Origin of the sequence: Streptomyces sp. KL116D (assembly GCF_030766975.1) — a bacterium.
Taxonomy (GTDB): Bacteria; Actinomycetota; Actinomycetes; order Streptomycetales; family Streptomycetaceae; genus Streptomyces; species Streptomyces longispororuber_A.
The window spans coordinates 627,894-645,304 of sequence record NZ_JASERH010000136.1 but is presented as its reverse complement, the minus strand read 5'-3'; the positions used below and the strand labels follow the sequence as shown (position 1 = coordinate 645,304).

16 protein-coding genes are annotated in these 17,411 nt (G+C 72.9%); all 16 read left to right on the top strand.

Going from position 1 to position 17,411, the window contains the following annotated elements:
• The first annotated feature begins 47 nt into the window (after positions 1 to 47).
• The 16 genes from RBJ77_RS51535 (at position 48) to RBJ77_RS51460 (ending at position 17,411) form a co-directional block, all read left to right on the top strand.
• Positions 48 to 740 carry a response regulator gene (locus tag RBJ77_RS51535; protein ID WP_372351290.1) on the top strand — a complete coding sequence of 231 codons (693 nt, stop codon included), beginning with the start codon at positions 48 to 50 and terminating at the stop codon, positions 738 to 740.
• Positions 741 to 860: 120 nt separating this feature from the next.
• Positions 861 to 1,883, top strand: coding sequence for a type I glyceraldehyde-3-phosphate dehydrogenase (gene gap, locus RBJ77_RS51530; RefSeq protein ID WP_372351289.1), 1,023 nt, complete (start codon positions 861 to 863; stop codon positions 1,881 to 1,883).
• 48 nt (positions 1,884 to 1,931) lie between these two features.
• The gene (locus tag RBJ77_RS51525; RefSeq protein ID WP_372351288.1) at positions 1,932 to 2,432 is read left to right on the top strand and encodes a hydrogenase maturation protease; all 501 of its coding nucleotides are present in this window, start codon (positions 1,932 to 1,934) and stop codon (positions 2,430 to 2,432) included.
• 16 nt (positions 2,433 to 2,448) lie between these two features.
• Positions 2,449 to 4,761 carry a carbamoyltransferase HypF gene (gene hypF, locus RBJ77_RS51520; RefSeq protein WP_372351287.1) on the top strand — a complete coding sequence of 771 codons (2,313 nt, stop codon included), beginning with the start codon at positions 2,449 to 2,451 and terminating at the stop codon, positions 4,759 to 4,761.
• Positions 4,762 to 4,770: 9 nt separating this feature from the next.
• Complete coding sequence (locus RBJ77_RS51515; RefSeq protein ID WP_372351286.1) at positions 4,771 to 5,118, top strand: HypC/HybG/HupF family hydrogenase formation chaperone; 348 nt, start codon at positions 4,771 to 4,773, stop codon at positions 5,116 to 5,118.
• A gap of 54 nt (positions 5,119 to 5,172) precedes the next feature.
• On the top strand, positions 5,173 to 7,866 hold the full coding sequence (locus tag RBJ77_RS51510; protein ID WP_372351285.1) for a GNAT family N-acetyltransferase: 2,694 nt from the start codon (positions 5,173 to 5,175) through the stop codon (positions 7,864 to 7,866).
• Between the two features lie 127 nt (positions 7,867 to 7,993).
• Positions 7,994 to 8,728, top strand: a complete 735-nt coding sequence (locus RBJ77_RS51505) for a CBS domain-containing protein (RefSeq protein ID WP_372351284.1) — start codon at positions 7,994 to 7,996, stop codon at positions 8,726 to 8,728.
• Positions 8,729 to 8,765: 37 nt separating this feature from the next.
• Entirely contained in the window at positions 8,766 to 9,032 is a 267-nt protein-coding gene (locus tag RBJ77_RS51500; protein ID WP_372351283.1) for an SHOCT domain-containing protein, read from the top strand.
• Positions 9,033 to 9,037: 5 nt separating this feature from the next.
• Positions 9,038 to 9,568, top strand: coding sequence for a flavodoxin domain-containing protein (locus tag RBJ77_RS51495; protein ID WP_372351282.1), 531 nt, complete (start codon positions 9,038 to 9,040; stop codon positions 9,566 to 9,568).
• 234 nt (positions 9,569 to 9,802) lie between these two features.
• The gene (locus RBJ77_RS51490) at positions 9,803 to 10,195 is read left to right on the top strand and encodes an STAS domain-containing protein (RefSeq protein ID WP_372351281.1); all 393 of its coding nucleotides are present in this window, start codon (positions 9,803 to 9,805) and stop codon (positions 10,193 to 10,195) included.
• 171 nt (positions 10,196 to 10,366) lie between these two features.
• Positions 10,367 to 11,242, top strand: a complete 876-nt coding sequence (locus RBJ77_RS51485; RefSeq protein WP_372351280.1) for a universal stress protein — start codon at positions 10,367 to 10,369, stop codon at positions 11,240 to 11,242.
• Between the two features lie 10 nt (positions 11,243 to 11,252).
• Positions 11,253 to 13,940, top strand: coding sequence for a pyruvate, phosphate dikinase (gene ppdK / locus RBJ77_RS51480; RefSeq protein WP_372351279.1), 2,688 nt, complete (start codon positions 11,253 to 11,255; stop codon positions 13,938 to 13,940).
• Positions 13,941 to 13,945: 5 nt separating this feature from the next.
• Positions 13,946 to 14,833 carry a universal stress protein gene (locus RBJ77_RS51475; protein ID WP_372351278.1) on the top strand — a complete coding sequence of 296 codons (888 nt, stop codon included), beginning with the start codon at positions 13,946 to 13,948 and terminating at the stop codon, positions 14,831 to 14,833.
• Between the two features lie 186 nt (positions 14,834 to 15,019).
• The gene (locus tag RBJ77_RS51470; RefSeq protein ID WP_372351277.1) at positions 15,020 to 16,147 is read left to right on the top strand and encodes a 4Fe-4S dicluster domain-containing protein; all 1,128 of its coding nucleotides are present in this window, start codon (positions 15,020 to 15,022) and stop codon (positions 16,145 to 16,147) included.
• A complete protein-coding gene (locus RBJ77_RS51465) occupies positions 16,144 to 16,608 on the top strand; it encodes a Crp/Fnr family transcriptional regulator (RefSeq protein WP_372351276.1) in 465 nt (154 codons plus the stop codon). The genes RBJ77_RS51470 and RBJ77_RS51465 overlap by 4 nt, the downstream gene beginning before the upstream one ends.
• A complete protein-coding gene (locus RBJ77_RS51460) occupies positions 16,605 to 17,411 on the top strand; it encodes an FAD/NAD(P)-binding protein (protein WP_372351275.1) in 807 nt (268 codons plus the stop codon). Before RBJ77_RS51465 ends, RBJ77_RS51460 begins: the two co-directional genes overlap by 4 nt.

Below are 17,411 nucleotides of genomic sequence, written 5' to 3'. Positions count from 1 at the left end.
GCGAAGGATCGGGGTGCCAGGGTCCGACGCGTGGGAAGGAGCCGTCGATGACGGACAACGGGAAGCTCGGCCCCAGCACTCCCATCCGGGTCTTCCTCCTCGACGACCACGAGGTGGTCCGGCGCGGAGTCCACGACCTGCTGGAGGACGAGCAGGACATCACGGTCGTCGGCGAGGCCGCCACGGTCGAACAGGCGCTGGCGCGTGTCCCCGCGTTGCGCCCGCACGTCGCCGTGCTCGACGTCAGGCTGCCGGACGGCGACGGCGTCACCGTCTGCCGGGAACTGCGCTCGCGCATGCCCGAACTGGCCTGCCTCATGCTCACCTCCTTCGATGACGAGGAGGCCCTGCTCGACTCGATCATGGCGGGTGCGGCGGGGTACGTGCTGAAGCAGATCGAGGGCTCGAACCTGGTCGGCGCCGTGCGCACGGTGGCCTCCGGCCAGTCCCTCCTCGACCCGAGTGCCGCGACCAAGGTGATGGCCCGACTGCGCGGCGAGCAGACGAAGGAGGCCGAACCGGACGCCCTCGCCCGGCTCACGGAACGGGAACGGCAGATCCTCGACCTCATCGGTGAGGGCCTCACCAACCGGGAGATCGGCCGACGCCTCTACCTGGCCGAGAAGACCGTCAAGAACCACATCTCCCGGGTGCTCCACAAACTGGGCGTCGAGCGGCGCATCCAGGCCGCGGTCCTGGCCACCGAGACGCACGAACGGCACCGGCAGGCCGGCGACTGAACGGGGTGCGGCAGGGGCCGAACGTCCCGGCCGCGCACCCCGCACGGCCCATGCCCGTGCCGTCGCCGCCCCGGCAGGCTGACCGCACGGGTCGGCGAGAGGACCGGGAGGAGACCGGACATGGGCGTACGCGTGGGCATCAACGGGTTCGGCCGGATCGGGCGCAACTATCTGCGCTGCGCGCTGGAACGAGCCGATCACGGGGCACGTTGCCCGGTCGAGATCGTGGCCGTCAACGACATCACCTCGCCCGCGGCGCTGGCGCAACTACTGGAGTACGACTCCACGTACGGCAGGCTGCGCCGCACGGTGGCCTGCGACGACACGTCCCTGTCCGTGGACGGGCGGCGCATCGTCGTGACCGCCGAGCGGGATCCGGCCGCCGTGCCCTGGGGCGCGACCGGGGTGGACGTGGTCATCGAGTCGACCGGCCGGTTCCGGACCCGAGAGGAGGCCGGAGCGCATCTGGGGTCGGGCGTGCGCAAGGTGCTGTTGTCCGTACCGGGCAGGGGAGTTGACACGACCCTGGTCATGGGCGTCAACGAGGACACGTACGACCCGCGGGCGCACCACGTGATCTCCAACGCCTCGTGCACCACGAACTGCGTCGCGCCGATGGTCAAGGTCCTCGACGAGCGGTTCGGCATCGCCAGGGGGCTGATGACCACGATCCACGGCTACACGAACGACCAGGTGGTCCTGGACGGGCCGCACAAGGACCCGCGTCGCGGCCGCAGCGCCGCGGTGAACATCATCCCCACGAGCACGGGGGCGGCCAGGGCCGTGGGCGTGGTGCTGCCCGGACTGGCGGGAACGCTGGACGGGCTGGCGGTGCGGGTGCCGGTGGAGGACGGTTCGCTGACCGACCTGACCGTCGTCCTGGACCGGCCGGGGAGCGCCGACGAGGTCAACGCCGCGTTCCGTGAGGCGGCCGACGGATCCCTGAAGGGGATCCTGCGGGTGTCCGACGCCCCGATCGTCTCGCGGGACGTGGTGAGCGATCCCGCGTCGTGCGTCCTGGACGCCCCGCTCACCCAGGTCAACGGCGATCTGGCCAAGGTGTTCGGCTGGTACGACAACGAGTGGGGCTATACCAACCGGCTCCTCGACCTCACCGAGTACGTCGGCGCCCGACTGCCGTAGCGACCCCGGCAGTGGCCCGGAGCAGAGTGGAGGGAGAGCGGAGCGGTCATGGACGGACGTACGCGTATCGCGGTCATCGGGGTGGGCAACGAGTTCCGGCGCGACGACGCCATCGGCTGTGCCGTGGTGCGACGGCTGCGGGAGCGCGCCGCGCACCGGCCGCTGCCCGCGGGGACCGCCCTCGCCACCTGCGACGGCGATCCGGGGCATCTGATCGGCCTGTGGGAAGGCGCAGGGTTCGCGGTCGTCGTGGACGCCGCGCACGCCCACCCGGGCCGACCCGGCCGGGTGCACCGCATCGAGCTCGACTCCGAGCGGCTGAACCGGTCGCCCACGACGAGCTCGCACGGGATGGGCCTGGGCGAGGCCGTCGAACTCGCCCGCGTCCTGGGCCGGTTGCCGGATCGCCTCGTCGTGTACGCGGTGGAAGGCGCCGACAGTTCGCTCGGCACCGAGATGTCCCGTGCGGTGGCGGCCACGGTGGAGCCGCTCGCCACGATGGTGGAGGACGAGATCGTCCGGCATCGCGACGCCGCCGCGCGGGGGTGACGAGGTGCAGCGGGTCGTGCGGGACTTCCAGGTCACCGGGATCGTGCAGGGCGTGGGCTTCCGGCCGTTCGTGCACCGCACGGCGACATCGCTGGGGCTGGACGGCTGGGTGGCCAACGTGGACGGACAGGTGCAGGGCACGGTCGCCGGGGTGCCGGACGACGTCGAGGAGTTCGCCCGCTTCCTGCGGTCCGCGCCGCCGCCCCTGGCGCGCGTGCGGTCGGTGCGGATGGCCGCCGCGCCGTCGACGTCGCCGCCACCGGGCAGCGGCTTCGAGGTGCGCTCCGGCGGTCCGCGCCGGTGGCCGGCCGTGCGGCCGCGCGAGATTCCGCCGGACGCGGCGACCTGCCCGGCGTGCGTGACCGAGCTGTTCGACCCGCACGACCGTCGGCACCGCTACCCGTTCGTCAACTGCGCCGACTGCGGACCGCGCGCCACGATCATCGAGGACCTGCCCTACGACCGCGTCCGCACCACGATGCGACGCTTCCCGATGTGCGGTGCGTGCGCGGCCGAGTACGCGGACCCCGGCGACCGGCGCTTTCACGCCGAACCGATCGCCTGCGCGGCCTGCGGGCCGCGGCTCTGCTGGGAGGACCTGCGCGGCGAGCCGGCGCTGCAGGCGACGGTGCGGGCCGTGCAGGCGGGCGGAATCGTCGCGGTCAAGGGGCTCGGCGGCTACCAGTTGGTGTGCGACGCGACCGATGAGGAGGCGGTGGCGCGGCTTCGGCTGCGCAAGCGGCGCCCGGGCAAGGCGTTCGCCGTGATGGTGCGCGACCTGGGCGCGGCACGGCGCCTCGCCCACGTCGGCTCCACGGCGCGCGAGGCCCTCACCTCGTCCGTGCGGCCGGTGGTGCTGCTGACCGCCGGTACCGTCCGGCTCCCCACGGCAGTCCACCCGGGTACGGACCGGATCGGCCTGTTCCTGCCCACCACGGGGCTGCACCACCTGCTCCTGGCCGCACTCGACCGACCGCTCGTCGTCACCAGTGGCAACACCGCGGACGAGCCGATCGCGGTGGACGACGCGGCCGCCCGGCACGGTCTCGGTGGGGTGGCCGACGGGTTCCTCGGGCACGACCGGCCGATCCGGGCCCGCTACGACGACTCGGTGGTCCAGGTGAGCGGCCGCACCGTCGTGACGGTCCGCAGGGCCCGGGGTCTGTCGCCGGCTCCGCTGCGGCTGCCCCTTCGGGGCCCCGTGCCGGTGGCCGGGGCGGGAGCCCAGCTCAAGCACACCTTCACGCTCGCCGAGGACGGGCGAGCTCATCTGGCGGCGCACACCGGCGACCTGGCGAACCCGGCGACGTACGAAGCCTTCCGTTCCTCGTACGCGGATCTGTGCTCGCTGACCGGGATCATCCCGCAGGTGGTCGCCCACGACCTGCACCCCGGATACCTCTCCACCCGGTGGGCGCGCACCACGGCTCGGCACCGCACGCCCGTTCAGCACCACCACGCCCACCTGGCCGCGTGTGCCGCTGAGCACGGACTGACCCGTCCCTTCACGGGAGTCGCCTACGACGGCCTCGGGCTCGGCGACGACGGCACGCTGTGGGGCGGCGAGGTGATGGTCGCCGACCTCACGACGTACCGGCGCGTGGGCCGTTTCGCCACCGCTCCGCTGCCCGGAGGGGACGCAGCCGTACGACACCCCTGGCGCACCGCGCTCGGACATCTGTACGGCGCCGAGCCGCTGGGAGTGCCGGGTCCGGCGGGGGAGCTGATCCGAGCCTTCACCGAGCGGCTGGATCCGGGCGGGGCCAGGACGGTGACCGCCATGATCGAACGCGGTGTCAACTGCCCGCGGGCGTCCAGCGCGGGCCGCCTGTTCGACACGGTGGCGAGCCTGCTCGGTCTGGTGGACAGCGTCTCGTACGAGGGAGAGGCGGCCATCGCGGTGGAGAGCGTGGCAGGACGGATACGCGTCGACGCGCTCGATCGGCGTCTCGTGCGGGCCGGAGAGCTCTGGGTGTACGACCCGGTGCCGACCCTCACCGACCTGCTGGCGCGCCGGGCGCACGGAGAGTCCGTGCCCGTGCTGGCGGCCGCTTTCCACAGCACGGTCGCGGAGGTGACCGCCGAACTCGTCGGCCGCGCCGTCGAGTCGGGTGCCCCGCGCACGGTGTGCCTGGCGGGCGGCTGCTTCGTCAACCGTCGCCTGCTCGCCGACGTGCGGCGGCTGCTGCGCGCACAGGGACTGCGCGTCCTGGTGGGCCGTGCCGTACCCGTCGGCGACGGCGGCATCAGCTTCGGGCAGGCGGCCGTCGCGGCCGCCCGGCTGGCCGGGGCCGGAACGAGGACGACAGGGGCGATGGGGAGGGAGTGAGCACGCATCATGTGCCTGGGAATTCCCGGACGGATCCTGGACGTGTACGACGACGCCGGACTGCGCATGGCCACCGTCGACTTCGGCGGTGTGCGCCGCGAGGTGTGCCTCGCCTACACGCCCGACGCGGACGAGGGCGGGTACGTCGTCGTGCACGTCGGATTCGCCATCACCACCGTCGACGAGACGGAGGCGCACCGCACGCTGGAGGTGCTGCGGGCGATGGGCACGGCCGTCGAGGGAGAGCTCGGCGAGCCGCTCGCCGCCGGGCCGGACGGCGAGCGCGAGGGGGCCGAACGGCCCCGGAGCGACACCCGGGCAGCCCATGGGGGAGCCGGGCCCCGCCCCGGAGGCTGAAGGGGAAGAGCCGACGGTCGAGCCGGCCCCGCCGAGACCCGGAAGGCGAAGGACATGACGCACAGGCGAGAGACCGTGGCCGAGGCGCATGCGCTCCTGGCGGACGGGACGACCGCACGGATCCGGGCGGCCGACGCCCGTGACCACGACACCGTGGTGGCCTTCTACGAGGCGATGTCCCCGGAGAACCTGCGACTGCGGTTCTTCGGCGCGAGCCGCCGTTCGGCGCGCAGTGCAGCGGACCGTATGTGCGGGCCCGACCACCCGGGTCACCTCGGTCTGCTCGCGGAGGTGGAAGGGCGACCCGTCGGCGTCGCGGAGTACGAGCGGACGCCGGACACGGATCTTGCGGAGATCGCACTCGCCGTCGGCGACGCATGGCACCACCGGGGCGTCGGCACGATCCTCATCGAGCACCTGGTGTCCGCGGCACGCGCCGAGGGCATCACCGCGTTCACCGCGGACGCCCTCGCCGAGAACCACGAGATGCTGACGGTCTTCGCCGATCTGGGGCTGCGCACGGCCCGCCGGTTCGACGGCCCCGAAGTCCACTGCACGGTCCAACTCGCCGAGGAGGAAAGGTATGTGACGGCCGTGCAGGAGCGCGGACGTGCTGCCGATGTGCTCAGCCTCGTCCCGTTGCTGCGACCGAGGTCGGTGGCCGTGGTCGGTGCGGGGCGCAAGCCCGGCTCCGTCGGGCGGGCCGTCCTGCGCAATCTGTCCACCGGCGGCTACACCGGTCGTCTGTACGTCGTCCATCCGCAGGCCGCCGCGATCCTCGGGATCCACGCGGTGTCGTCCGTGGCCGCACTGCCGACGGTGCCGGATCTGGTGGTGGTGGCGGTGCCCGCGCCCGGGGTCGCGGCGGTTGCCGCGGAGTGCGGCAAGGCGGGGGTGCGTGCCCTGCTCGTCGTCACTGCCGGGCTCGACGCGGCGCAGGGCGCCGAGCTCCTGGAGACCTGCCGTGCTCACGGCATGCGCCTCGTCGGCCCCAACTGCCTCGGTCTCGCCAACGCCGAGGACACCGTCCGGATGGATGCCACGTTCGCCGCCGCGCATCCGAGCCCCGGGACGGCCGGGGTCGCCGTGCAGTCGGGCGGTGTCGGCATCGCGTTGCTCGGCGGCCTGACCCGTCTCGGTATCGGTGTGTCCAGCTTCGTGTCGCTGGGCGACAAGTACGACGTCAGCGGCAACGACCTGTTGCAGTGGTGGGAGAGCGACGGGCGCACGGATCTCGCGCTGCTGCATCTGGAGTCGTTCGGAAACCCGAGGGCGTTCTCCCGTACCGCGCGCCGCGTCACCCGCCGTATGCCCCTGCTGACCGTCGACGCGGGACGCACGGCGGCCGGGCGCCGCGCGGCCGCCTCGCACACCGCGGCAGCTGTCACCCGGACGATGACCCGGCAGGCCCTGTTCACCCAGGCCGGCATCACCGCCACCCGCACCATCCCTGAACTCCTGCACACCGCCGCCCTGTTGCACAGTCAGCCACTTCCGGCCGGCAATCGGGTCGTCGTGGTCACGAACGCGGGGGGCGCCGGTGTGCTCGCGGCCGACGCCTGTGCCGAGGCCGGACTCTCGGTGCCGGAACTGGGCACGGAACTCGTCGCCGAGTTGCTGTCGGTCCTGCCGTCCGGGGCCGTCGCGACCAATCCCGTCGACGCCACCGCCGCCGTGTCCGAACAGCAGTTGAGCGCCTGCCTCGACAGGCTCATGGCCACCGGTGCGGTCGACGCGGTCCTCGTGGCTCTGGTCCCGACGGCGGTTTCCGCGGCGACCGGCGAAGACCTCGTCCGTGCGCTCACCCACGCCCCCGGACGGGGTGGCCTCCGTACGCTCGCCGCGGTCCTCCTCGACCAGGCGAAACCCGTCCGCCTGCTGCCGGCCGGCACGGGGCGCGTGCCCACGTACGCCGACCCACAGGCCGCCGCGCGCGCCCTCGCCCACGCGGTGCGTCGCGCGACGTGGCTCGCCCGGCCGCCGGGTACCGTACCGGAGCTCGCCGAGACCGATCCGGTTCGCGCAAGGAGCGTCGTCGACCGGTATCTCGCGGAGCACGAGGACGGTGGTTGGCTCGATCCGCGCGCCTGCGCCGAACTCCTCGACTGCTACCGGATTCCGCAACTGCCCTGGGCCTGGGCGGAGACCGAGGACGAGGCCGTCCTCGCCGCCGAACGGCTCAAAGGGCCCGACGACCGCACGGTGATGAAGGCGTACTGGCCGGGTCTGCTGCACAAGACCCAGGAGCGCGCCGTCCTCCTGGACCTGCGCGGAGACGCCCAGGTGCGGGCGGGCTGGCGGGACCTGGAGACCCGGTTCGCCGGGCTGCTGACCGGGGCCGTGGTGCAGCCGCTGGCCCGGCGCGGCATCGAACTGTTCCTGGGGGTCGTCCAGGACGCGGTGTTCGGTCCGCTGGTGCTGTTCGGGCTCGGGGGCACCGCCACCGAGGTCCTCGCGGACCACGCCGCACGCCTCGCCCCGCTCACCGACCACGACGTGCACGACCTGATCACGGCGCCCCGCTGCGCCCCCCTGCTGTTCGGGCGCAGCGGTGAGGGCCCCGTCGATCTGGAGGCACTGGAGCAACTGCTGCTGCGCGTCTCCGCGATGGCGGGCGATCTGCCGCAACTGGCCGAGGCCGACCTCAACCCGGTGCTCGCGTGGCCGGGGGGCGTCACCGTTCTCGACGTGCGGGTGCGCCTTGCGCCCGCACGGGTCGCCGACCCGTATCTGCGGCGTCTGCGCTGACCCGGCACGACGAAACGACGAATGGCGAAAGACGAAAGACGAAAGACGAAAGACGAAAGACGAAAGACGAAAGACGAAAGACGAAAGACGAAAGACGAAAGACGAATGACGAAAGGGGGCACGGGAGATGAAACACAGCAAGGTGGGTTCCGTCATGGTGAGCGAGGTCGTCCACGTTCAGTACGCCACCCCGTTCAAGGAGATCGCGCGACTCCTGGACCGGCACCGCATCAGTGGTCTCCCGGTCGTCGACGAGGAGCAGCGGGTGATCGGGGTGATCTCCGAGACGGACCTCATGGCCCGTCAGGCCCGGACGGTGGACGGCTCCTCCGCGGCGCAGCGCCGCTTCCACCTCCCCGGCGTCGGCCGCGGCTCCCGCGCCGAGCGTCGCCGGGCCGAGGCCCGTACGGCCGGCCAGCTGATGTCCCAGCCGCCCGTCACCGCGCACGCCGACGACACGATCGCCGAGGCCGCTCGCAGCATGGCCCACCACAAGGTGGAGCGACTGCCGGTGGTCGACGAGGAGGAACGCCTCGTCGGCATCATCACGCGCCGGGACCTGCTCCAGGTGTTCCTCCGCCCGGACGAGGAGATCCGCCGCGAGGTCGTCGACGAGGTCCTCGTGCGCACCCTGTGGCTGACGCCGGGGACCCTCGACGTACGGGTCCACGAAGGCGTGGTCACTCTGGGCGGGCAGGTCGAGCGGCGCAGCGAGAAGGAGATGGCCGCGCGCATGACCGGCCACATCGACGGAGTCGTCGCCCTGGTCGACGAGCTGACCTACCGGCTCGACGACTCCCACCTTCGGCCGGACGAGCAGGCGCTGCACGGAATCGCGGACGACTGGCTGCGCAGGCCGTGAGCGCGGCGGCGACGAAGAGCGAGAGGAGGAGGCGGACATGTACGGCAACTGGGGGCACGACGTCAGCACGTGGGGCTACGTGTGGTTCACCGCGAGCACCGTCGTCTTCTGGGTCGTGTTCGGTCTTGTGGCCTTCGCCGTGACCCGGGCGGTGTCGCGCGGATCCGGACGGCCGCAAGCACCGGTCACGCCACCCGAGCGGCTGCTCGCCGAGCGGTTCGCCCGAGGAGAACTGGACGACGACGAGTACCGCAGGCGCCTCGCCGTCCTGCGGGACAACGTCCCTCTCACGAAAGGGGGTTGACGGAGATGACTCGCAGGGAGCCCCGGGTGCTCGTGGCCTACGGCACGAAGAACGGATCCACCGGTGAGATCGCTGTCCGCGTCGCCGGTGTGCTGACCGAGGCCGGGTACGCCACGACCGTCCGCCCGGCCGGTGAGGTGGCGGAGAGCCTCTCCGCGTACGACGCGGTGGTGCTCGGTGGGGCACTCTACGCGGGCCGCTGGCACCGCGACGCCCGGCGGTTCGCGCGCCGCGCCCGCCGGGCGCCGGGCACACGCCCGGTGTGGCTGTTCAGCAGCGGACCGCTCGACGGCTCCGCGTCGGACCGCGACATCCCGCCCGTGCCGGGTGTGCGGCGCATCGCGGACCGGCTCGACGCACGGGAGCACGTCGCCTTCGGCGGCAGGCTCGACGAGAGCGCCCGCGGCCGGTTGGCCCGGATGATCGTCAGGTCCGGAAAGGGCGGCGATTTCCGGGACTTCACGGCGATCACCGCCTGGGCCGAGCGGATCGCCCACGACCTCGCCACCGTCCGGGCTCGGCGCGAGGAGGCGTGACGCATGCGGGGCGCACCGTGCCGATGACGGTGGCGTGCGAATCCGCCGCGCCGTCGCTCCGACAGGGGGCGCCGGGTGTCGGCTCGGTCTGCTGCAGTCTGCGCGCGGGGGGTTGATTCCCTCCATCCATCGCGGGTATGCCAGAGGCATCGATGCAGGTCCACCCGGGACCCCGGTGGACGGCGTGCTCGATCCCATCCGGGACTCCACGCGCCACTCCACTGGGAGGGGACCATGCCCGACGACGCCGCCTTCGGTCTCAGAATCCGCCAGCACGGATCCGCCCTGGTCGTCGAACTGTGGGGCGAACTCGACATCCTCGCCGCCGACCGGCTGCTGCGACTGGTGCCCCAGGAGCGAGACGTGCTCGTCCTCGATCTGCGGGACGTGACGTTCGTGGACTGCAGCGGTCTGTCGCTGCTGCTGCGCGTCCACCGCCGCCTGCAACTGCGGCACGGACACCTGACCGTCGTCGTCGCCAACCCGTTCCACCGGCGCCTGTTCCGGCTGACACGTCTGGACACGGTCCTGAACGTCGTCGAGGACCCCGGGAACGGCTTCCCACCAGGGGTCCGCGGAACGTCGCCCGTGGACCGTGAGGCACGGCCCGCCCCGGCCGCCACCTGATCCGGGCACGACCCGCGGCTCAGGACGCCGACGGCACGACGATCGGCCACGGGCGCGAGAGGCGCACCGGGCCGAGTGGGCCTGCACGGAGGACCGGTGGCCCCTGCTCCACGTGTCCGTCCCGCACAAGGATGACAGCGACGGACAACACACAGCCGGAGGTGACCTGCCATGTCACACCCGCGCATCGTCGTCGGTGTCGACGAGTCCCGTGAGAGCGCGGTCGCCGCGCGGTGGGCGGCATGCGAAGCACGGTGTCGGGACGCGCCGCTGCACCTCCTGCACGCCTGGGCCTGGTCCCCGGATCCGCCCACCGGCACGACGGGAGGGACCGGACAGCGGCAGCGTGCTGCCCGGGCCGTGGCAGCCGCGGCCGAGCGTCTGGTGGACGTCGTGCCCGCGGGCTACGCGACCACCAGGACCGTCCAGGGGCCGGCCACGTCCGCGCTCCTGAAGGCTGCTGAGGGGGCGGGCATGCTGGTGCTCGGATCCCGCGGTCTCGGCGCCGTGGCAGGGGTGCTCGTCGGATCCGTCGCGGCCGCCGTGACGGCGAGGGCGTCGTGCCCCGTGGTCCTGGTCAAGGACGGCGCCGACGTCGCGGGCCACGCAGTGGACTCCCACGACGTGGTCCTCGGCCTCGACCTGGGCGACCCCTGTGACGACGTGATGGACTTCGCCTTCGAGGCCGCCCGGATCCACCGTGCCCACCTGCACGTGGTGTCCGCCTGGCCCCGGTCCGACCCGCTCACCGTCGGCCCCGGCGAAGTCGCCCTGATCGAAGGGTCGCGACAGGCCCGGGAGTGGGACGGCTTCCAGGAAGCGGTGCTGCGCGCCTGGCGCGACAAGTATCCCGATGTCGACGTGCGCCGGACCCTGACCGATGGCCGTCCGCAGTCGGCACTGCTGTCCGCCGCGTCCGGGGCCGGAATCGTGGTCGTCGGCAGGCGCCGTCGGCACGAGCCGTACATCGGCCGGCGCACCGGCCCCGTGGCACACGCCGTCCTGCAACACGCGCTCTGCCCCGTGGCCGTGGTGCCGCACGACTGAGAGGTCAGCCATGCAGACGAGGAACCCAGCACCCGTGCGCTACGTGTACGCCTTCGCCGACGGCAGCCGGGAGCTGACCGGCCTGCTGGGCGGCAAGGGCGCCGGCCTGGCGGAGATGACCCGACTCGGCCTGCCCGTGCCACCCGGTTTCACCCTGACCACCGAGGCCTGCCGGCGCTATCTGGCCACCGGCGAGGAGCCGGCGGAGCTCGGCGTCGAGGTGGCCCACGCGCTCGCCGGGCTGGAGCGGGCCCTGGGCCGCACCCTCGGAGCCGGCGACGACCCCCTGCTGGTGTCCGTGCGCTCCGGCGCCCGCTACTCGATGCCCGGCATGATGGAGACGATCCTGGACATCGGACTGAACGACACCACGGTCACCGGACTCGCCCGGGCGACGGGGCAGGCGCGCTTCGCCTGGGACTCCTATCGACGGCTGTTGCAGATGTTCGGGCACACCGTCATGGGTGTGGACGCCACACTCTTCGCGCGGGCACTGACCCGGCACGGGCGCACCCTCCGCGCCGGCCGTAGTCCCGACGACGGCGCCGGACTGGTCGACGACTTCAAGGCGATCATCAGGAGCGAGACCGGCGAGGACTTTCCGCAGGACCCCGCCGAGCAACTGCAGCGCGCCATCCGCGCCGTGTTCACCTCCTGGAACGGAGAGCGCGCCCGCGTCTACCGCGGCCGCCACGGCATTCCCGACGACCTCGGCACTGCGGTGACCGTGCAGGCCATGGTCTTCGGCAACCTCGGAGAGGACTCCGGCACCGGAGTCGCCTTCACCCGTGACCCCGCGACGGGCGAGCCGGGCGCCTACGGCGACTATCTCGCGAACGCCCAGGGCGAGGATGTCGTCGCGGGTACGCGCGCCACCCGTCCGCTCGAAGCGCTCCGCGAGACGATGCCCCGTGCGTTCCAGGAACTCGAAGCGCACCTGCGCACGTTGGAGCGTCACTATCGGGACCTGTGCGACGTCGAGTTCACGGTCGAGCGCGGGCGGCTGTGGATTCTGCAGACCCGCGTCGGGCAGCGAACCGCCGAAGCCGCGTTCCGTGTCGCCTACGACCTGTGCGACGAGAAGGCCCTGACCGAGGACGAGGCGCTGAGCCGTGTGGACGGTGGCGCCCTGACCCGCCTGATGTTCCCACGCTTCGCGGTCAGGACCACGGACGTGCCGCTCGCCCACGGCGTGCCCGCCTCGCCCGGCGCGGCCGTCGGAGCCGTCGTCTTCGACTCGGCCGCGGCCGTGCGCCGTGCCAGGGCTGGCCAGCGGACCGTCCTCGTACGACGGGAGACGAGCCCCGACGACCTGCCCGGCATGATTGCCGCCGAGGCGGTTCTCACCAGCCGCGGCGGCAAGACCAGCCATGCCGCCGTGGTCGCGCGCGGCATGGGCAAGGTGTGTGTCTGCGGCGCCGACAGCCTCGTCGTCGACCCCGCCGCGCGCACGCTCACCGCGGACACGGGAGCGGTCGTCCGGGAGGGGGACGTCATCTCGGTGGACGGGACGGCGGGCACTGTCCACCTGGGCGCTCTGCCGATGACCGACTCCGCCGTCCGGCAGTCGCTGATCGGCGGTGTCCGCGCAGACCCGTTGGCGACCGCCGTGCATCGCGCGCTCGACCACGCCGACTCCGTCTCCCGCTTGGAGGTGCGGGGCAACGCCGACACCCCGCAGGACGCGGCACTCGCCCGTCGGCTCGGTGCCCGGGGCATCGGCCTGTGCCGGACCGAGCACATGTTCCTCGGGGCCCGCCGGGAGCTCGTCGAGACGATGGTCCTGGCCGCCGACGAGGCGGAACGCCGCAGGGCGCTCGACGCCCTGCTGCCGCTGCAGTGCCGGGACTTCACCGGGATCCTCAAGGAGATGGACGGGCTGCCCGTGACCATCCGCCTGCTCGACCCGCCGTTGCACGAGTTCCTGCCCGATCTCACGGACCTGTCGACGCACGTGGCGTCGACCGCGCACCCCAGCCGGCACGACCGTGCACTCCTCGCCGCCGTCAGCCGGTTGCACGAACGCAACCCCATGCTCGGTCTGCGCGGTGTGCGCCTCGGACTGACCGTGCCGGGCCTTGTCGCCACCCAGGTCCGGGCGATCGGCCAGGCCGTCGCGCGGCGGCTGAGCGACGGCGGATCCCCACGGGCCGAGATCATGATCCCGCTCGTCGCGACGTACGAGGAGCTGCGGGTCACCAGGGAAGCGGTCGAGCAGACGCTCGCCGAGGTGGCTGCCGAGACCGGCCGCCCGCTGCGACTGCCCATCGGCACGATGATCGAACTGCCCCGCGCGGCCCTCACCGCGGGCGCCCTCGCCACGGCCGCCGACTTCTTCTCCTTCGGCACCAACGACCTGACACAGACGACCTGGGGACTGTCCCGCGACGACGCGGAAGCCTCCTTCCTGCCGCAGTACCTCGACCGGGGACTGATGACGGCATCCCCGTTCGAGAGCCTCGACGAGGAAGGCGTCGGCCGGCTCGTCACCATCGCGGTCCGGGAGGGACGTGCTGCCCGTGCCCGGTTGCAGACCGGGGTGTGCGGCGAACACGGGGGTGATCCCTGGTCCGTCCACTTCTTCCACCGTGCGGGTCTGGACTACCTCTCCTGCTCGCCCTTCCGGATCCCGGCCGCCCGCCTGGAGGCGGGTCGTGCCGCGCTCGAAAGCCGTGCCCCGATCCCGGAGAGCAGGTGACGGCGATGCCCAGGCCGATCGTCGCCGGGGTCGACGGTTCGCGCGAGGCGCACGCAGCCGCGGAATGGGCTGCCCGCGAAGCATTGCGCAGGCAGCGGCCACTGCGCCTGGTCCATGCCGGTGCGGGACTGCCCCCGGACGGCCCGGCGGCGACCCTGCCGGAACTGCGCGCACCGCAGGACCTGGCCCACCAGGTGCTCCGCGGCACCGCCGAGCGACTCACCGACCGCCACCCGGAGTTGAGGATCCTGACCGCGCAGATCCGACGCCCGCCCGCGCCCGCCCTGATCTCCGAGACCGGGCACGCGGAACTGCTCGTGCTGGGCAACCAGGGGCTCGGCAGCGTCGGCGGCGTCCTGGTCGGCTCCGTGGCCCTCGCCACGGTGGGGCACGCGGCCTGCCCGCTCGTCCTCGTCCGCGCCGGATTCGGCGCCGCGGACGAGCTTCTGCCGGCACATGACGGCACACCGGGGCCCAGCCGTGACGTGGCGCTCGCCGTCGACATGGCCGGGAGCTGCGGCCGGGTCGTCGAATTCGCCTTCCGCGAAGCCGAGTTGCGCGACGCGCCGCTGCGTGCGGTGTACGTCTGGCACGTTCCGTTCACCACCGCCCTGCCGGACCCCGAGCACCGCGCCGCCCTCAAGGCGGAGGCGGACCGGGCTCTCGGGGCGGTGCTGCGGCCATGGCGGGAGAAGTTCCCCCGGGTGCCGGTCCGGGACTGCGTCCTGGAAGGGCGGCCGTCGCACCAGGCCGGGCGAGCCGCCCGCGGTGCGGGTCTCCTCGTCATCGGACGCCGGACCCGCCGCCGCGCGGTCGGCTCTCGCACCGGACCGGTCGCTCACGCGCTGATCCACCACGCCGACTGTCCCGTCGCCGTGGTGCCGCACGACTGAGACCACGAGGCCGTCGTCCGCCGGACGACGGCGACTCCCACGCCACCACCCAGGCCGCGCAGGAGCAGGCAGCGGACCCGGCAGGCCCTGGTACTGGGGCCACCCGGCCCATCCCCGCAACAGGGCGCCCGCGTGAGGCTGGGAGTGGAACGGGAACGGCGGCGTGACGACGAGGGAGGACGGGCGATGCCGGACACCGGAGGGACAGCGGTACTCGATCGGGCGGGGCTCGACGCGCTCGTCGCGGCGCTGGCGGCCGACGGACGCACGGTCGTCGGACCGACGGTCAGGGACGGCGCTGTCGTCCTCGCGGAACTCGACGGCGCTGACGCCTTGCCCTGGGGCTGGGGAACCGAACTGGAGGCAGGGCGCTACCGGTTGGTGCGCCGCGACGACGGTGCGGCCTTCGCGCACACCTCGGGTCCGCAGTCCTGGAAGTCCTACCTGCACCCGCAGCGCGAGAAACTGTGGGACGTCGACCGCGACGCCGACGGCGAACTCGCCGTGCGCCCGGCCCGGCAGGAGTCGCCGTCGTACGCCTTCCTGGGAGTGCGCCCCTGCGACCTGCGGGCCATCGCCATCCAGGACCGTGTCCTGGCCGGCGGACACTTCCAGGACGACGGCTACGCGGCACGCCGCAGGGGAGCCTTCCTCGTCGCCGTCGAGTGCACCGAACCGGGGGCGACGTGCTTCTGCCTGTCGATGGGGAGCGGACCCGCGGCGGACACCGGCTTCGATCTCGCCCTGACCGAGCTCGTCGACACCGGGGCACACCGCTTCGTGGTCCGGATCGGCAGCTCGGAGGGCGCGCGAATCCTGGACGGGGTCCCGTACGAGAACAGCGACCCGGCCACGGCCGGCGCGGCCCGCTCCGCCGTCGACGCGGCCCGTGACCGCATGGGCCGCGCGATGCCTCCGACGGATCTGCGCGCGCTGCTGGGGGCGAACCCGGACGCGAAGCGGTGGGACGATGTGGCCACCCGCTGCCTGACCTGCGGCAACTGCACCATGGTGTGCCCCACCTGCTTCTGCACCACCACGGAGGAGGTCACCGATCTCACCGGTGACCACGCCGAGCGGTGGCAGCGCTGGGACTCCTGCTTCGACCTCGACTTCAGCCATCTGAACGGCGGTCCGGTGCGTGCCTCGGCCCGCAGCCGCTACCGGCAGTGGCTCACCCACAAACTCTCCACCTGGCACGACCAGTTCGACTCCACGGGATGCGTCGGCTGCGGCCGCTGCATCACCTGGTGCCCCGTCGGCATCGACATCACCGAAGAGGTCACCGCTCTCGCTGAGGAGGCCAGGTCATGATGGCGACGAGTACGCCCCGCATGGGGCAGGCGCTGCCCGCCGTCCACCGGGAGCGCCTGATGCGCCTGGCCCGGCAGGTGAACTTCTCGTCGGGCACCCGGCTGTTCGAGGAGGGCGGGCACGCCGACCGGTTCTGGATCGTCCGCACCGGGACCGTCGCCCTCGACATGTACGTGCCGGGTCGCCGACCGGCCGTCATCGAGACCCTCGGCTTCGGCGAACTCGTCGGCTGGTCCTGGCTGTTCGAGCCGCACGTCTGGCAACTCGGCGCGGAGGCGGCCACCCCGGTGCGCGCCCTCGAGTTCGACGCTGCGGGAGTGAGGGAACTGTGCGGGACCGACGCGGCCCTGGGGCGCGAGGTCGGCCTCTGGGTCGGCAAGGTCCTCGCCCACCGGCTGCTGGCCGCGCGCACCCGGCTCCTCGATCTGTACGCACCGCACGGCAGCGGACTGCCGCGATGAGCGTCGTCCCCGTGCCGTACCGGGTGACCGGCCGCCGAGTCGAGACCCGGGACACGGTCACCCTGCGGCTCGACCCGGTGGGAGAACGGCTCGCGCCCTTCCTGCCCGGACAGTTCGCGATGGTGTACGCCTTCGGGACGGGGGAGATCCCGGTCTCGGTGAGCGGGATCCCGGCCGACGGCGGGCCGGCCCACACGATCCGTGCCGTCGGCGCCGTCTCCGACGCCCTGTGCCGCAAGCGGGTCGGCGACACGGTGGGCCTGCGCGGCCCGTTCGGCACCGGCTGGGAGCTGGAGAAGGCGCGGGGCCGGGACCTGGTGGTCGTCGCGGGCGGGATCGGTCTGGCCCCGCTGCGCCCGCTGATCCGGCGCGCGGTGGCCGGTCCGCGATCGTACGGCAGGATCAATGTCCTGGTCGGCGCACGCACCCCGGCCGACCTCGTCTCCCGTGCCGAGACCCGGCAGTGGGTCACGGCGTACACCGGTGTGACCGTCGACCATCCCGACGGGGACTGGTGTGGCGAGATCGGGCTCGTCACGCGACTGCTGGACGGCGCGCAGTTCGAACCCGGACGGACGACGGCGTTCGTCTGCGGACCCGAGCCGATGATCCGTGCCACCGCCCGCGATCTGGTCCACCGGGGAGTGCCCGCCGCTCGTGTCCGGGTCTCCCTCGAACGGAACATGCGCTGCGCCACCGCGCACTGCGGTCACTGCCAGCTCGGCCCCGTGCTGCTGTGCCGGGACGGGCCGGTGATCGGCTTCGACCGCGCCGAACCTCTCCTGCGAACGAGGGAGTTGTGA

Coding starts and splice junctions, on each gene's coding strand:
- RBJ77_RS51470 (WP_372351277.1), top strand. CDS start 15,020: ATGCCGGACACCGGAGGGACAGCGGTACTCGATCGGGCGGGGCTCGAC.
- RBJ77_RS51505 (WP_372351284.1), top strand. CDS start 7,994: ATGAAACACAGCAAGGTGGGTTCCGTCATGGTGAGCGAGGTCGTCCAC.
- RBJ77_RS51460 (WP_372351275.1), top strand. CDS start 16,605: ATGAGCGTCGTCCCCGTGCCGTACCGGGTGACCGGCCGCCGAGTCGAG.
- RBJ77_RS51485 (WP_372351280.1), top strand. CDS start 10,367: ATGTCACACCCGCGCATCGTCGTCGGTGTCGACGAGTCCCGTGAGAGC.
- RBJ77_RS51535 (WP_372351290.1), top strand. CDS start 48: ATGACGGACAACGGGAAGCTCGGCCCCAGCACTCCCATCCGGGTCTTC.
- RBJ77_RS51500 (WP_372351283.1), top strand. CDS start 8,766: ATGTACGGCAACTGGGGGCACGACGTCAGCACGTGGGGCTACGTGTGG.
- gap (WP_372351289.1), top strand. CDS start 861: ATGGGCGTACGCGTGGGCATCAACGGGTTCGGCCGGATCGGGCGCAAC.
- RBJ77_RS51510 (WP_372351285.1), top strand. CDS start 5,173: ATGACGCACAGGCGAGAGACCGTGGCCGAGGCGCATGCGCTCCTGGCG.
- RBJ77_RS51475 (WP_372351278.1), top strand. CDS start 13,946: ATGCCCAGGCCGATCGTCGCCGGGGTCGACGGTTCGCGCGAGGCGCAC.
- RBJ77_RS51525 (WP_372351288.1), top strand. CDS start 1,932: ATGGACGGACGTACGCGTATCGCGGTCATCGGGGTGGGCAACGAGTTC.
- RBJ77_RS51490 (WP_372351281.1), top strand. CDS start 9,803: ATGCCCGACGACGCCGCCTTCGGTCTCAGAATCCGCCAGCACGGATCC.
- RBJ77_RS51465 (WP_372351276.1), top strand. CDS start 16,144: ATGATGGCGACGAGTACGCCCCGCATGGGGCAGGCGCTGCCCGCCGTC.
- ppdK (WP_372351279.1), top strand. CDS start 11,253: ATGCAGACGAGGAACCCAGCACCCGTGCGCTACGTGTACGCCTTCGCC.
- RBJ77_RS51495 (WP_372351282.1), top strand. CDS start 9,038: ATGACTCGCAGGGAGCCCCGGGTGCTCGTGGCCTACGGCACGAAGAAC.
- RBJ77_RS51515 (WP_372351286.1), top strand. CDS start 4,771: ATGTGCCTGGGAATTCCCGGACGGATCCTGGACGTGTACGACGACGCC.